This window comes from Isoptericola halotolerans (genome assembly GCF_013149785.1).
GTDB lineage: Bacteria > Actinomycetota > Actinomycetes > Actinomycetales > Cellulomonadaceae > Isoptericola > Isoptericola halotolerans.
In genome coordinates this window covers 227,734-242,916 of sequence record NZ_JABEZU010000003.1, presented here as the reverse complement: position 1 = coordinate 242,916, position 15,183 = coordinate 227,734, and the positions used below count along the sequence as shown (strand labels likewise).

Below are 15,183 nucleotides of genomic sequence, written 5' to 3'. Positions count from 1 at the left end.
GGTAGGTTGGGCGCCGGCAACGTCGCCGTCTCGAAGGGAACCGCCGTGGCACTGCCCAGCCCTGGCTACACCATCACCCTGCGCGTGCAGGTCCCCGCCTCCCAGCGTGCCACCAGCACCGTGGTGGCCGCCGTCGCCGACGCCGGCGCCGCGGTCACCGGCGTCGACATCGCCCACTCCACCCCCGACGGACTCGTGGTGGACGTCACCTGCGACACCGTCGACACCCAGCACAGCGAGCAGGTCGTGGCCACCCTCGAGGCGCTGGCGGGGGTGCACGTGCTCAAGTGGTCCGACTCGACCTTCCTGCTGCACCTCGGCGGCAAGATCGAGGTGGCGCTCAAGACACCCATCAAGACACGCCGCGACCTGTCACGCGCCTACACCCCCGGCGTCGCCCGCGTGTGCACCGCCATCGCCGAGAACCCCGACGACGCCCGCCGCCTCACCATCAAGCGCAACACCGTGGCCGTGGTCACCGACGGCACCGCGGTGCTCGGCCTCGGCGACATCGGCCCCGCCGCCGCCCTGCCCGTCATGGAGGGCAAGGCAGCGCTGTTCAAGCAGTTCGGCGGCGTCGACGCCTGGCCCGTGTGCCTGGACACCACCGACACCGAGGAGATCATCTCGATCGTCAAGGCCCTCGCACCCGTGTACGGGGGAGTCAACCTCGAGGACATCTCCGCACCGCGCTGCTTCGAGATCGAGGCGCGGCTCCGCGCCGAGCTCGACATCCCCGTCTTCCACGACGACCAGCACGGCACCGCCATCGTCGTGCTCGCCGCCCTGGTCAACGCCCTCAAGGTCGTCGGCAAGGAGCTGTCCGAGGTGCGGATCGCCGTCTCCGGCGTCGGCGCGGCGGGCAACGCCATCATCCGCCTGCTCAAGGCCCAAGGAGCCGCGCACATCGTCGCCTTCGGGCGCGAGGGCGCCCTGCACCCCGGCCTGACCAACGGCGACCCCCACCGCCGCTGGATCTCCGAGAACACCAACACCGACCGGTTCACCGGCACCCTGCGCGAAGGCCTGGCCGGCGCGGACGTCTTCATCGGTGTCTCCGCCGGCAACATCCTCACCGGGGCCGACATCGCCACCATGAACGACGACGCGATCGTGTTCGCCCTGGCCAACCCCACCCCCGAGGTCGACCCCATCGCCGCGGCCGAGCACGCCGCCGTCGTGGCCACCGGCCGCAGCGACCACCCCAACCAGATCAACAACGTCCTCGCCTTCCCCGGGCTCTTCCGCGGCCTGCTCGACGTCGGCGCCACCGAGATCACCGACGACCTGCTGCGCGTCGCCGCCCTGGCGATCGCCGACGTCGTCGACGACGACGAGCTCAACAGCGCCTTCGTCATCCCCGGGGTGTTCGACCACCGCGTCGCCGAGGCCGTCGCCGAAGCGGTGCGCTCGGTCTCGACCTCCTGAGACCACTCGCCGGCCATCACGGGGCACTAGCCTGTGCGGGTGAGGAGCACACACCTGACCTGGCCTCCCGTCGCCCTGGCCGCCGCCGTGGTGGCGACGGCGCTCGCGGCCTGCGGGACCACCGGCGCCCAGGACGTGGCCGGGCGAACCTTCGTCGCGGTCGAGGTGACCGGGCACGAGCTCGCCGCCGGCTCGCAGGTCGTGGTGGCGTTCACCGAGGACTCGGTCGGGCTGCAGCCTGGCTGCAACAGCATGTCCGCACCGGCCACCTGGGAGGACGGCACGCTGCGGCTGACCGGCGAGATGCGGTCGACGATGATGGCGTGCAGCGACGAGCTCATGGCCCAGGACCAGTGGTTCAGCGACCTCGTCGCATCCGGCCCGGCCCTTGCGTTCGACGGGGACAACCTCAGGCTCACCGGGCAGGATGTGACCGTCGTGCTCGTCGAGCACGACTGACCGCCACGCCCCCGAGACGGAGTCCCGATGGCCCTCGGCCCCTGGAGCACCGCCGACCCGCAGCGTCCGCTGCTGCTCTTCGCCGTCACCCCGCCACGACGCACGACCACGGCAGAGGACGCCCAGCGCATCGCGGACCGCACCTGCGAGCGCCTGCGCGACCTCGACCTGGACGCCCTGGTGCTGTACGACATCGACGACGAGACGGACCGCAACCCGGACGAGCGGCCGTTCCCCTACCTGCCGACGCTCGACCCGGGGGAGTTCCGCACGCGTCATCTCACCGGCTGGGACGGCCCCGTGGTCGTCTACCGCAGCACCGGGAAGTACACCACCGGGGAGCTGGCAGGGTGGTTCGGCGCCCAGGACCCGCAGCAGGTGAGCACGGTGCTGGTGGGCGCGTCGTCCAGCGGCAGCGCCGTGCGTACCACGCTGAGCGAGGCGCAGGACCTGCGCCGCCGGCACGCGCCGGAGCTCGAGCTCGGGGGAGTGGCGATCCCCGAGCGGCACGAGGCACGCGGGGACGAGCACGAGCGGATGCGGCGCAAGCAGGCGGCCGGCGTGGGCTTCTTCGTCACCCAGGTCGTCTACGACGTCGGTGCCGCGAAGTCGATGGTCTCCGACTACCGCTACGACTGCGCCGCGCAGGGGCGCGATCCCGCACCGGTGGTCTTCACGCTGTCGGTGTGCGGGTCGCGCAAGACCCTCGAGTTCCTCGAGTGGCTCGGCGTGCACGTGCCGCGCTGGATGCGCAACGACCTGCGCCATGCACCGGACCCGCTCGCGACCTCCTTCGACCAGTGCGTGTCGATCGCCGAGGACCTGGCGCAGTTCTGCACCCGGCACGACATCCCCTTCGGCTTCAACGTCGAGTCCGTCTCGATCCGACGCGCAGAGATCGACGCCTCGGTGCGCCTGGCCGCGCGACTCGGTGACCTGCTGGGGCGGGGGCCGTCCCCCGTCGGACCGGGACCGCACCGCCGTGCAGGCCGTCCCTGACGGGCGACCGACCCGGCCGGACGTGACCCCGTGGCGTCTTGGCCGGTCGCGAGGTCCGACCGGCCCGGGAGGTCCGACGGCGACGCACCGGCGGCAGGGGCGTCTCGGCCGCGTCGTCGACCTGGACCCCCACCGGCACAGCACGCGCGACGGGCGCGACGGGGCCGGCCATCCGGGCGCGCTCTCGGAACCAGGCCACGGCGACCGGCACCAGTCCGCCGACCCATGCCAGGGGCGCGGCCAGGCACACCCCGAGGAACCCGAGCTCGCGCACCAGGACGATCCCGGCCACCGCCCGCAGCACGAGCTCGGCGAACCCCGAGACGGTCGGTGACCCCGCACGTCCCAGGCCTTGCACGGCGTTGCGGTAGACGAACAGCAGGGCGAGGAACCCGTACAGCACGCCGCTGACGACGAGGTACTGACGCGCCATGGCGACCACGGCGTCGTCGTCGCCGACGAACAGCCGTACGAGCGGGACACCGGCGGTGATCACGACGCCGCCGAGCGCGACGGCGCAACCGAGCGCCAGCCAGGTGGTGCGCAGCACGCCCGCCCGCACGCGCCGCCAGCTGCCCGCGCCGCGGTTCTGCGCCACGTAGGTCGCCAGGGCCAGACCCAGCGAGTTGAGCGGCGTGACGGCGAGCATGTCGACGCGAGCCGCCGCGGTGAAGGCGGCCACGGCAGAGGCTCCGAGGGAGTTGACCGCGTACTGCAGCACCACCGCACCGACCGCGATGACGGACATCTGCAGCCCCATGGACAGCCCGACCCGCACCGGTTCGTCGAGGTCCGACCAGCGCAGCCGCCAGTCCTCGCCCCGGGGGGCGAGCTCGGGCATCCGCCGCCGGACGAGCTCGAGGCACGCGGCCACCGACAGCACCTGCGCGACGACCGTGGCCAGCGCTGCTCCGGCCACGCCCATCCCGAGACCGCCGACGAGGGCCACCACGAGCACCGCGTTGATCAGGCACGAGAGCACCAGGAACACCAGCGGCGTGCGGCTGTCGCCGAGGGCGCGGATGATCGCCGACAGGTAGTTGAACGCCACCATCGCCGAGGCGCCCCAGAAGGTCACCTCGAGGTAGGCCACGGCGTCGTCGACGAGCTCGGGCGGGGTCTCCAGCAGCTCCAGCAGCGGGCGTGCGGTCACGACGCCGACGACGGTGATGAAGACCGCCAGCCCGGCGGAGATCGCGGTGCCGGCGGCGACCGTGCGGCCCAGGGCCTGACGGTCGCCGGCCCCGTAGGCCCGCGCGACCGGGATGGCCAGACCGGTGGAGGACCCCCACGACAATCCGATGAGCAGGAAGATCACTGCGCCGGTGGCCCCCACGGACGCCAGGGCGTCCACACTGATCAGGCGCCCGACGACGACTGCGTCGGTGAACTGGTAGAGCTGCTGGAAGATGTTCCCCACCAGCAGCGGGAGCGCGAAGAGCACGATCAGCCGGGTGGGGGGCCCGCTCGTGAGGTTCTTGGTCATCGAGCAGAAGCGTAGGGCGGTACCGCGGCGAACTCGAATCGTTTCGACCGTGGCGTGCGCCACATGTGCCCCCACGCCCCCGACCACCGCCGCGTCCGGCGGCGGCCAGGGCCACGACGTCGCAGAATGGCGGTCGTGACCAGCTTTTCGAGCGACTCCCGGCGGCTCCGCGACCTGGCGCTGCTACGACGCGTGCGTGACCGGATCGACCGTGAGTTCGCCCAGCCGCTCGACGTCGAGGCCCTGGCGCGGGGCGTGCACGTGTCCGGGGGCCATCTGAGCCGACAGTTCAAGGCGGCCTTCGGGGAGTCGCCGTACAGCTATCTCATGACCCGTCGGATCGAGCGTGCGATGGCACTGCTGCGGCGCGGCGACCGCAGCGTGACCGATGCGTGCTTCGAGGTGGGCTTCTCCTCGCTGGGCACGTTCTCCACCCGGTTCACCGAGCTGGTGGGCATGCCCCCGAGCGAGTACCGCCGTCGGGCCTGCGAGACGCCGGCGGCCGAGCTGCCCTCCTGCGTGACCAAGCAGGTCGCCCGACCGATCAGGAATCGAGAAGCGCCGCCCTCGCCACGTGTCTAGCGTGGCGGGCATGGACATCGTCATCCACACCACCTTCCTGCCGCACACCGACCCCGATGCCTCGCTGGCGTTCTACCGGGACCTGCTCGGTTTCGAGCTGACCCAGGACGTCGGCCAGGGCACCATGCGTTGGCTCACGCTCGTCTCTCCGGCCCAGCGCGACGTGCGCCTGGTCCTGACCCCGCCCGCGGCCGACCCCGGCGTCACCGAGGACGAACGCCGGACCATCGCCGAGCTGATGGCCAAGGGCAGCTACCAGTCCATCATCCTGGGCACCCACGACCTCGAAGGCGTCTTCGACCGGCTGCAGGCCGCCGACGCCGAGGTCGTCTCCGAACCGACCGAGCAGCCGTGGGGCGTGCGCGACTGCGCCTTCCGCGACCCGGCGGGCAACATGGTGCGCATCGACGAGGTCGGCCGATCATGACGACCACCTCCACCGCGCCGCGGCGCCCGGGCCGCTTCTCCCGATGGCTGCAGCACACGGCCAACGCCCGCACCGTCGCCAGGCTCCGCCGCCGCGGTGGCCGGCAGATGGGCATGGACCTGCTGGTGCTGCACACCGTGGGTCGGCGCAGCGGCGCGCCCCGGCAGAACCCGCTGGCGTTCGTCGACGACGGCCACCCCGGCTGGATCGTCGTGGCCTCCGGCGGCGGCGAGCGCCATCCGGACTGGTTCGACAACCTGATGGCGGACACGGACCGGTGCGCCGTCGAGGTCCACGGCAGCGAGCCGGTGCCGGTCACGGCCCACGTCCTGGAGGGAGACGAGAGGCAGGCTGCTTGGCAGCATCTGTCGGAGGCGATCCGGAGCCTGGCGAAGTACCAGGCCAAGAGCACCAGGGTCTACCCGGTCGTCCGTCTCACCCCCCGGCGGTCGATCGCGCAGCGGTGACGACCCCTGCGCCACCGATCTCGTACGGCGTATGCTAATCTGTGCCGCGCTCGTTTCAGTACGCCGTACGAAACTGGCTTCGACGAAGGAGAACCCCGGCTCATGGCCCCCCGAACCCCCCAGAACGCCCCGCACCCCGCCGACACCCACGGCGTCATCCGTGTCGAAGGTGCCCGCGAGAACAACCTGCGCAACGTCTCCGTCGAGCTGCCCAAGCGTCGCCTGACCGTGTTCACGGGAGTGTCCGGCTCGGGCAAGAGCTCACTGGTGTTCGCCACGATCGCCGCCGAGTCACGCCGGCTGCTGGACGAGACGTACTCGACCTTCATCCAAGGGTTCATGCCGTCGCTGCCTCGCCCCGACGTCGACCACCTCGACGGCATCACCACCGCGATCCTCGTCGACCAGGAGCGCATGGGCGCCAACGTGCGCTCCACCGTCGGGACCGTCACCGACGCCCATGCCATGCTGCGCAACCTGTTCAGCCGCGTCGGCGACCCGTACGTCGGACCGCCGACAGCGTTCTCCTTCAACGTGCCCACCTCCAAGGCGAGCGGCGTCTTCGCCACCGACAAGGCGGGCGGCGAGACCGAGAAGAAGATCGTGCGCGACCAGGTCTACCTCGGCGGCATGTGCCCGGAGTGCGAGGGCCGGGGCACCGTCTCCGACCTCGACCTGTCCGTCATCGTCGACGAGTCCCTGTCCCTCAACGCGGGAGCCATCCTCGTGCCCGGCTACAAGGCCGACGGGTGGATGGTCAAGGGGTTCGCCGAGTCCGGGTTCGTCGACGGCGACAAGCCGATCCGCGACTACACGGACACCGAGCGTCACGACCTGCTCCACCGGGACAAGACCAAGATCAAGGCCCTCGGCATGAACATGACCTATCAAGGCCTCATCCCGAAGCTGCGCGAGTCGATGTTCTCCAAGGATCCCGAACAGCTGCAGCCGCACGTGCGCAGGTTCGTCGAGCGCGCCGCGGTGTTCGGCCCGTGCCCGGCGTGCGAGGGGACCCGTCTCAACGCGTCCGCGCGATCCGCGAAGGTCGCGGGCCGCACCATCGCCGAGGTCTGCTCCATGCAGATCACCGACGCCGCGACCTGGGCACGCGGCATCGACCAGCCCGGAGTGGCACCCCTGGTCAAGGCGCTGCTGCACCTGTTCGACTCGTTCGTCGCCATCGGTCTGGGATACCTCTCGCTGGAACGCCCCGCCGGCACCCTGTCCGGGGGAGAGGCCCAGCGGGTCAAGATGATCCGACACCTCGGCTCCGCGCTGACCGACGTCACCTACGTGTTCGACGAACCCACCATCGGCCTGCACCCGCACGACATCGCCCGCATGAACGAGCTCCTGGTCGACCTGCGCGACAAGGGCAACACCGTGCTCGTCGTCGAGCACAAGCCCGAGGCGATCGCGATCGCCGACCACGTCGTCGACCTCGGCCCGGGCGCAGGCTCCGACGGCGGCACCATCTGCTACGAGGGCAGCGTCGACGGCCTCCGGGACAGCGACACCCTCACCGGCAAGCACCTGGACCTGCGCGTGGGAGTCAAGGACGCCGTGCGACCGGCCACCGGCACGCTCGAGATCCGCGGCGCGTCGCAGAACAACCTGCGCGACGTCGACGTCGACGTCCCCACCGGCGTGCTGACCGTCGTCACCGGCGTGGCCGGCTCCGGCAAGAGCTCGCTCGTCCACGGCAACCTTGCCGGCCGGGAAGGCGTCGTCGTGGTCGACCAGGGGGCCATCAAGGGCTCGCGCCGATCCAACCCCGCCACCTACACCGGGCTCCTCGAACCCGTGCGCAAGGCCTTCGCCAAGGCCAACGGCGTCAAGCCGGCCCTGTTCAGCGCCAACTCCGAAGGCGCGTGCCCCACCTGCAAGGGCAACGGACGCATCTACACCGAGCTCGGGTTCATGGAGACCGTCGAGAGCCCCTGCGAGGACTGCGGCGGCAAGCGGTTCATGGCCGAGGTGCTCGACTACACCCTCGCCGGCAAGAACATCGCCGAGGTGCTCGACCTGTCCATCTCCCAGGCCCACGACTTCTTCTCCGACGGCGAGGCGAGGATCCCCGCCGTGCACAAGATCCTGGGACACCTGCGCGACGTCGGCCTCGGGTACCTGCACCTCGGCCAGCCGCTGAACACACTGTCCGGCGGAGAGCGACAGCGCCTCAAGCTGGCCATGCACATGGGGGAGCAGGGTGGGGTGTACCTCCTCGACGAACCCACCACCGGCCTGCACCTGGCCGACGTCGAGAACCTGCTCGCGCTGCTCGACCGACTCGTGGACGCCGGCAGGACCGTCGTCGTCATCGAGCACCACCAGGCCGTCATGGCGCATGCCGACCACATCATCGACGTCGGCCCCGGCGCCGGGCACGACGGCGGCACCATCGTCTTCCAGGGCACACCGGCCCGACTCGTGGCAGACCGGTCGACACTGACAGGCCAGCACCTGGCGGACTACGTCGGCGCCTGACCGACGCGCCGCCACGGCGAGGGCTCGTCCCGCGGGAGAGCCCGGCCCGGCATAGGTTCAGCATGTGGCACGACGTCGCAGGCACACGGTGCGCCGATGGGTGGTCGCCGGCGCGCTCACGGGCACGCTCCTCCTGTCCCTCGTCACGTGGGACCGGTACTCCGGAGCGCCCACGACAGCACGCGAGTGCACGGCCGAGACCCGCACCATCGCCTTCGACGCCACGCACGGGCTGCGCCCCACGGACCATGCGCCGCCCGAGGCCCCCGGATTCCTGACGCAGGTCGGCGGCGTGGTCAACGACGCGAGCTGCCTCAACGAGGTCGCGGTCCACGGCGTCGCCGGTCCCCGCTCCGAGGCCGACGTCGTCACGGCGCTCGCGTACGCCCGTGAGCGGGAGCTCGTCGTCAGCCCCAGCGGGACCCGGCACGCGATGGGTGGGCAGGCGTCGTTCCCCGGCGGTCTCGTCCTCGACATGCGCCGGCTGGACCACGTGCACCTGGACACCGCGGCCGGCACCGTCCGGGTCGGAGCCGGGGCGACGTGGCGAAGCGTGCTCGAGGCCCTGCACCCGCACGGGCGAGCGGTGGCGGCCATGCCGAGCATCGACATCCTCAGCGTCGGCGGTACCGTCTCCGCCAACGCGCACGGCGTCGACTTCCGCCGAGGTTCTCTGGCAGGGACCGTGCGATCGCTGCGGCTCGTCACCGCCGACGGCCAGGTACGTGCCATCGACCGCGAGAGCGACCCCGAGCTGTTCGGTGCGGTGATCGGGGGGTACGGCCTGCTCGGCGTGATCACCGAGATCGAGCTGGAGACGGTGCCGAACACGGTGTACCGGCTGGACCAGAGGGTCGTGCCCGCCGCCGACCTCGCAGACATCTACTCCGCCGAGATCGTCCCGGACGACTCGGTGCGGATGATGTACGCACACCTGTCGACGGCGCCGTCGTCGTACCTCGGCGAGGCGATCCTGTACACCTACACGGAGCACGGGGAGTGGGCCGAACCGATCCCACCGCTGGTCGAGGTCCAGGACTCCCGCCCCGGGCGGTTCGTCCTCAACCTGGCACGGCACGGCGGACCCCTTCAGGAGGTGCGCTGGAAGGTGCAGAAGGACGTGCTTCCCCGTCACCGGCCGTGCGCCACGTCACGCAACGAGGCCCTCCGGGAGGCCGAGGCGTGCTTCGTGCCGCGGACGCAGGCGATGTACAACGACCTGGGGATCCTCCGCCACAAGCTGTCGAGGACGGACATCCTCCAGGAGTACTTCCTGCCGGGGGAGCGGCTGGAGGAGTTCCTCGCAGCGGTGGCACCCGTGCTGCGCGAGCACGACGCCGAGCTGCTCAGCGCCTCGGTGCGGGCCGTCCACGACGACGACACGCTGCTGAGGTACGCACCGGACGACCGTCTGGCAGTCGTGCTCTACCTCAGTCAGCAGGTGTCGGACGAAGCCAACGCGGACATGGCAGACCTGACCGAGCAGCTGGTGCAGCTCGCGCTGGACCACGCCGGAACGTTCTACCTGCCGTACCAGCAGCACTACACGCGGGCGCAGGTCGCCCAGGCATACCCGATGCTCGACGAGTTCTTCTCCGTCAAGCGTCGGCACGACCCGGCAGGGATGTTCCGCAACGCGTTCTCCGAACGGTTCGCCTGAGCGGCGCCGCGTGGGCCTCACGCACGCAGGGCGCGTGCCGCCTGACGTCGTCGGTGCAGGACGCGGGCGGTGGTGATCAGGGCGAGGCCTGCGACCAGGAGCGTCCAGGCGGCGACGACGTGGAAGGCGGCGGCCACGCCGGTGGCAGCGAGGACGGGGGCGGTCTGGGCGACGGTGGACTGGTACATGACAAGCTCCTTCAGTGGTGGGTCGTGCGATGGGTCCGGGCGCGACAGGGCGCACCCAGGAGGTGGGCGTGCAGGGGAGTGGTGCTGCGGTGGGCCGCTGCGTGCGGCTCAGGCCGCGACGGTCACGTGGTTCCAGGTGGTCTGGCGCCGGGTGACGAACAGGGCGAGGGCGTGGACGAATGCGCGCTGGAGCGCGAGGTCGTAGACCAGCTCGGGCAGGACGAACGCCGCGAGCAGACGGGCGCGGCCGCCCGCGCTCCACACGGTCACGAGCCGCTCCACGGCGAAGAGCAGGCCCACGCACGCCCACACCGGTGACAGCACGAACGTTCCGGTCGCCACGGTCAGCGCGGTGAGCAGGAGGAAGGCCGACATCATGAGCGTGCCGACGACCAGCATCAGTTGCTGACCGACGTACCGGGCCGTCGTGCGGGTCAGGCCGTAGGTGGCCAGGTTGTCGAGCATGCCCTTGTACCAGCGCACACGCTGGCGGTGCAGGTCACCGGTGGTGGGCATCAGCTCGGTGGTGCAGCTCATGGTGACGGGGGAGCGCAGCTCGTGGCCCAGGGTCCGCAGCGCGAGCGTCAGCTCGGAGTCCTCGGTGATGGCCGCCCGGTCGTAGACGTCCCCGGGGCGGCCGGGAAGACGCGTGCCGCGCGCGGCGGCGACCTCGTCCATCGCGGCGCGACGCACCAGGGCAGCAGTTCCCGTCAGGACCGCGGTCCGGCCGGTCACGTCCACCTGGACGCCGTACCGGGTGTACTCGTTGGCCTGGCAGCGCTGCAGGTAGCCGACGGGAGGGCGGCCGCGGAAGACGCCGCCCACCGCCGCGACCGTCGGGTCGGCGGCGAGGACCGCCAGGCCCTCGGCGATGAAGGTGGTGGCGACGGTGGTGTCGGCGTCGAGCACCATGACGACGTCCTCGCTCACCGTGGCGATGGCCTGGTTCAGCGCACCCGCCTTGCGCGAGGAGTTGCCCACCGTCTCCATGGCCTCGGCTCCGGCGGCGCGGGCCACCGAGACGGTCTCGTCGGTGCTGTTGTCGGAGACGACCAGCACCCGGTCGGGGCGACGCGTCTGGGCGGAGAGCGAGGCGATGGTGTCCGCCAGGGCGTCCTGCTCGTCGTGCGCGGGGATGATCACGACGACGCGCGGCGCCGTCCCGGTCGGGACGGGCTGCTGGCGTGTCGGGCGGTTCGACGAGGCGTTCACCGGAGGCTCCCATGTCGACGAGTGCGGTCGACACCAAGCCTCCGGCGGTGTCCTCAAGCAATCGTCGTCGCCGGCGAAGCACCCGACCAGCGTTCGCACCGGATCGGCGCGGTTCCCTCAGGCGCTCAAGGTGCACGGCGCGGGGGCTCCACGGGGCCTCAGGAGCGGCTCAGGCACACCTCAGTAGAAGGCCGATAATGTGCATTATGTCATTACGGCGCAGAAGGAGCGGCTCGACCAGTCCCCTCGACGACCCCGGTGGCCCCGCGGCACCGGCTCAGTGGGTCGTGGCCTTCAGCCCGGCCACGCAGCCCACGATCCCGAGGATCAGCACGATCCGCAGGACGGTCACCGGCTCCGCGCCGGTGGCCATCGCGTAGCCCGCGGTCAACGAGGCGCCGATACCGACCCAGACGGCGTAGGCCGTGCCGACCGGCAGCTCACGCAGCGCGTACGCCAGCCCGCCCATGCTGGCGACGAGCGCGACGGCGAACACGATGCTGGGCACGAGCCGCGAGAATCCCTCGGAGCGACCCAGAGCCGTCGCCCAGACGGCCTCCAGCACACCGGACGCGACCAGGATGATCCATGCCATGACAGAACACTCCCCGATGCCGTCTTGTCGCGCTCCGGGTACGGCACCCCTCGTCCGGGAGCCCTGTCGGGCCCTGCCCTCGATGATCGCACGGGCCTGACGCCTGCGACGGGCGCGACCCGGTGTTCTCGGACACCATCTCGGTCGCGTCCCGCCGGTCGGTCCGCTAGGCTAAAACGGACAGACAGGTCAAACCATTGTGTTTGGCGCAACACAGTCGTGTGGGCGAGCTCAGGACGACAGCGCCGCTCGCACGGCGACGTCACGGAGGACCGTCATGCGCCGCGCGTGCGCGAGCCTGCCCAGCCCGTAGGACGCGGCCTGCAGCCGCTGGGTCACAGGGCGCCGCGTGGCGTCGTACCGCGCCAGGGCGCGCCCGACGTCGACCGCCTCGCCCCTCTCCCCCTTCGCGCGACCACCGGACAGACAGCGGCTCAGCGTCACTGCGTCGACGAGCGCCTCGCAGGCACCGCGCCCGAGGTCCGGCGTCATGCCGCGCGCGGCATCCCCCACCATCACCGCGTGGCCGGCGGCGTAGGTGGGCAGCCGGGGGTGGACGTCATAGAGGTCGTGGCGCGAGACGTCGTGGTCGTCCAGCTCGCCCAGGACCTCGCCGATCGGCTCGTGCCACCCGGCGAAGCAGCCTCGCAACCACTCAGCCTCCCCGGGACGCCCACGGGCCGGAGCCTGATCGACAGAGGCGTACCAGTTGGTGGTCCCGTCGCGATACGGCGACAGGCCGACGCGTCGGCCGGCACCCCACGTCTCGCTCACCTCGTGCGTCATGACCGCGACCCGGCCGCGGAACGCGGTCTGTCCTGTGCGCCGCGCCTGGAACCGGTCGCCGAGCAGCAGGCTCCGGTTGGCGCTGAACACGCCGTCGGCGACGACCACGACGTCGGACGCCCGCGACTCGCGCCCGTCCGCGCGCACCGGCGACCCGTACCGTACGGCGCCCGCCGGCAGGGCCGCGTCGAGGATCGCCGCGAGGTCACGGCGGGCGACCAGGTGGACGACGTCACCCGCCCGTCTGCTGACCCGGTCGGCGTCGATGGTCGCGATCCGGCTCCCGTCGGGCCGGCGCAGAACGCCCGACCCCTGCGGCGTGGCAACCGACCGCACCTGCTCCCCCAGGCCCAGCTCGTCGAGGGCCGTCAGGGCAGTCGGCCAGATGCCGAGCGCGGCGCCGCTGGTCTCGAGCCGATCAGCCCGCTCGTGCACCGTCACGTGCCAGCCGGCGCGGGCGAGCCCGACGGCGCTCGCCGCGCCGGAGATCCCGCCGCCGATGATCGTCGCAGTCTGCATGCTCGCGACGCTACTACAGGTGTAGTCGTTTGACTACACCTGTAGTGTCACCGTATGGCAGCTGACCCGTCCCGGGTGAACCGGGTCCTCGACGCAGGGATCGAGGTGATCGGCACGGAGGGCCTGCGAGCACTCACGCACCGAGCCGTCGACGCGGCCGCCGGGCTCCCGAACGGCTCGACGTCGAACCTGTTCCGCACCCGCGAGGCACTCCTCCAGGCGATGACGGCACGACTCGTCGAGGTTGAGCTGGTCGGCTGGGAACGGCGTGCGGCCCGGGACCGCCCCGCCTCCCCCGACATGCTGGCGACCACGCTCGCCGCGACCGTCCAACAGCTCACCGGCCCGCTGCGCACCCTCAGCGTCGCGCGGTATGCGCTCTTCACGGAGGCAGCCCGCGACCCGGCGCTGCGTCGCGAGGTCGAACGGGCCGGCCGACGGGTCGCGGCGATCGGTCAGAGCTGGCTGGCTGCGATCGGGTCGTCCCGGCCGGCGGAGCACACCGCGATCGTCATGGCGCACCTCGATGGCGTCGTGCTGCGGCGACTCGCGTTTCCCGGCGTGCCCGGGGCCGACGACGTCGCGGCAGGCCTGCGCCTGCTGCTGCGGTCGCTCGTCGAGCCGGTTCACGACGGCTGATCAGGCCGACGCCCACGACACGGGCGGACGCTCAGGCTGACCCGCCGACAGCAGCCCGGGCCCGCCATCGCAGCCGCAGGTCACAGGCCATTTGTGCGTGCCGGTCGCCCCCGTGGCAGTGTCGGGGGTCCCGCCTAGAGTGCGGACCATGGTTGCTCCCCCGCGCCTCGAACGCATCACCGTGGCCGAGGCCGCCGACCGCTACCTGGCCTCCGTCCGCGTCGAGGCGGTCCGCGGTGTGCTGTCACCCGCCACCTGCCGCAGCTACGAGCGGGACATCACCGAGCTCTGCGGCCTGCTCGGCCCGCAGCGCGTGCTCGACGACGTCACCGGCGACGACGTCGATGACGCGCTCGTGCGCTACCAGGCCAGCCCCGACGGCCGGTACGTCGACCCGGCACGCAAGGGAGCACCCGGCCGCTCGACGGCCACGGTCAACCGGTTCCGCCAGTCCGTCACGCGGTTCTTCACCCACGCGGCGCGCGAGTGCTGGGTGCAGGCCGACCCGATGCAGTGGGCGTCACCCCCCGCCAGGGCACGGGGCGGCCTACGGGTCGCTCGCACGGCGCTGTCGGCGTCGGCCGCGCAGGCGCTGATGGTCTCGACGGGCTCGACCACCGGAAGCGACCGTCCCCGGCGCGACCAGGCGCTGGCACCACGCGACCGGCTCGTCGTCGCCCTGCTGCTCGTGCTCGGCCCCCGTGTCTCCGAGCTGGCCCGCGCCGACGTCGCCGACTTCGTCCGTGAGCCCCAGGAGACCAGGTGGCGGATCGTGGGCAAGGGCGGCACGCACCGCTCCGTGACCCTCAGCCCTCCCCTGGCGACGGCGCTCGAGCTCTACCTGGGCGAGCTGCGTCCACGTCTCGCGGCCCGACGCCCCGACGACCCCGACGCCCAGCGCGCCCTGCTCCTGTCCTGGCGCGGGCGCCGTCTCGACACCCAGGCCATCCGGGCGCTGCTCGCCCGTGCGGTGGCCCGCATGCCCGAGCCGTACCGCCGCCCGGCCACCCCGCACGCGCTGCGGCACACCACGGCGACGCTCCTCGTCGCCGACGGGTGGGACGTCAAGGTCGTCGCCGAGCTGCTCGGCCACTCGTCCATCGCGACCACCGGCGTCTACCTCGACCGGATCGACGGAGAGCTTGCCGCCGCCATCCGCACGCACCCGCTCTCCGGCGCGCTGGGGGCAGACTCACCCGGACTCGCGGCCGAATCACCAGGCGCGACGCAGCCGTCGCCGCTAGCGTGA

General features: G+C 71.8%; 14 protein-coding genes and 1 riboswitch. Of the genes, 9 read left to right on the top strand and 5 right to left on the bottom strand.

Going from position 1 to position 15,183, the window contains the following annotated elements; all coding sequences use genetic code 11:
- The first annotated feature begins 45 nt into the window (after positions 1–45).
- Both HDG69_RS13125 and HDG69_RS13120 read left to right on the top strand, forming a co-directional pair.
- The gene (locus tag HDG69_RS13125; protein WP_171784268.1) at positions 46–1,428 is read left to right on the top strand and encodes an NAD-dependent malic enzyme; all 1,383 of its coding nucleotides are present in this window, start codon (positions 46–48) and stop codon (positions 1,426–1,428) included.
- Positions 1,429–1,467: 39 nt separating this feature from the next.
- Positions 1,468–1,887 carry an META domain-containing protein gene (locus tag HDG69_RS13120; protein ID WP_171784267.1) on the top strand — a complete coding sequence of 140 codons (420 nt, stop codon included), beginning with the start codon at positions 1,468–1,470 and terminating at the stop codon, positions 1,885–1,887.
- 862 nt (positions 1,888–2,749) lie between these two features.
- Here the strand turns inward: HDG69_RS13120 and HDG69_RS13115 are convergent.
- The gene (locus HDG69_RS13115; RefSeq protein WP_171784266.1) at positions 2,750–4,372 is read right to left on the bottom strand and encodes an MATE family efflux transporter; all 1,623 of its coding nucleotides are present in this window, start codon (positions 4,370–4,372) and stop codon (positions 2,750–2,752) included.
- A 126-nt stretch (positions 4,373–4,498) separates the two neighbouring features.
- Here HDG69_RS13115 and HDG69_RS13110 point away from each other — a divergent pair, with 126 nt between their 5' ends.
- From HDG69_RS13110 to HDG69_RS13090, 5 genes are all read left to right on the top strand, one after another.
- Positions 4,499–4,954 carry a helix-turn-helix transcriptional regulator gene (locus HDG69_RS13110; protein WP_216645600.1) on the top strand — a complete coding sequence of 152 codons (456 nt, stop codon included), beginning with the start codon at positions 4,499–4,501 and terminating at the stop codon, positions 4,952–4,954.
- 10 nt (positions 4,955–4,964) lie between these two features.
- Complete coding sequence (locus HDG69_RS13105) at positions 4,965–5,381, top strand: VOC family protein (RefSeq protein ID WP_171784264.1); 417 nt, start codon at positions 4,965–4,967, stop codon at positions 5,379–5,381.
- A complete protein-coding gene (locus HDG69_RS13100; RefSeq protein ID WP_171784263.1) occupies positions 5,378–5,848 on the top strand; it encodes a nitroreductase family deazaflavin-dependent oxidoreductase in 471 nt (156 codons plus the stop codon). The genes HDG69_RS13105 and HDG69_RS13100 overlap by 4 nt, the downstream gene beginning before the upstream one ends.
- Positions 5,849–5,950: 102 nt before the next feature.
- A complete protein-coding gene (locus tag HDG69_RS13095) occupies positions 5,951–8,335 on the top strand; it encodes an ATP-binding cassette domain-containing protein (protein WP_171784262.1) in 2,385 nt (794 codons plus the stop codon).
- A gap of 64 nt (positions 8,336–8,399) precedes the next feature.
- Positions 8,400–9,995, top strand: a complete 1,596-nt coding sequence (locus HDG69_RS13090; protein ID WP_171784261.1) for an FAD-binding protein — start codon at positions 8,400–8,402, stop codon at positions 9,993–9,995.
- 17 nt (positions 9,996–10,012) lie between these two features.
- Here HDG69_RS13090 and HDG69_RS13085 read toward each other — a convergent pair whose 3' ends face one another.
- The 4 genes from HDG69_RS13085 to HDG69_RS13070 all read right to left on the bottom strand — a co-directional run bounded on the left by HDG69_RS13085 (position 10,013) and on the right by HDG69_RS13070 (position 13,295).
- Positions 10,013–10,183 (bottom strand): hypothetical protein, encoded by a 171-nt coding sequence (locus tag HDG69_RS13085; RefSeq protein WP_171784260.1) that lies wholly within the window; start codon positions 10,181–10,183, stop codon positions 10,013–10,015.
- A gap of 108 nt (positions 10,184–10,291) precedes the next feature.
- Positions 10,292–11,395, bottom strand: a complete 1,104-nt coding sequence (locus tag HDG69_RS13080; RefSeq protein ID WP_171784259.1) for a glycosyltransferase — start codon at positions 11,393–11,395, stop codon at positions 10,292–10,294.
- 277 nt (positions 11,396–11,672) lie between these two features.
- Complete coding sequence (locus tag HDG69_RS13075; protein ID WP_171784258.1) at positions 11,673–11,990, bottom strand: DMT family transporter; 318 nt, start codon at positions 11,988–11,990, stop codon at positions 11,673–11,675.
- Between the two features lie 13 nt (positions 11,991–12,003).
- Positions 12,004–12,067, bottom strand: a riboswitch (guanidine-III (ykkC-III) riboswitch).
- A 154-nt stretch (positions 12,068–12,221) separates the two neighbouring features.
- Complete coding sequence (locus HDG69_RS13070; RefSeq protein WP_171784257.1) at positions 12,222–13,295, bottom strand: FAD-dependent oxidoreductase; 1,074 nt, start codon at positions 13,293–13,295, stop codon at positions 12,222–12,224.
- 54 nt (positions 13,296–13,349) lie between these two features.
- Between HDG69_RS13070 and HDG69_RS13065 the strand changes: the two genes are divergently transcribed.
- The gene (locus tag HDG69_RS13065; RefSeq protein WP_171784256.1) at positions 13,350–13,934 is read left to right on the top strand and encodes a TetR/AcrR family transcriptional regulator; all 585 of its coding nucleotides are present in this window, start codon (positions 13,350–13,352) and stop codon (positions 13,932–13,934) included.
- 148 nt (positions 13,935–14,082) lie between these two features.
- Positions 14,083–15,183: a tyrosine-type recombinase/integrase gene (locus HDG69_RS13060; protein WP_171784255.1), complete on the top strand. Its 1,101-nt coding sequence runs from the start codon at positions 14,083–14,085 to the stop codon at positions 15,181–15,183.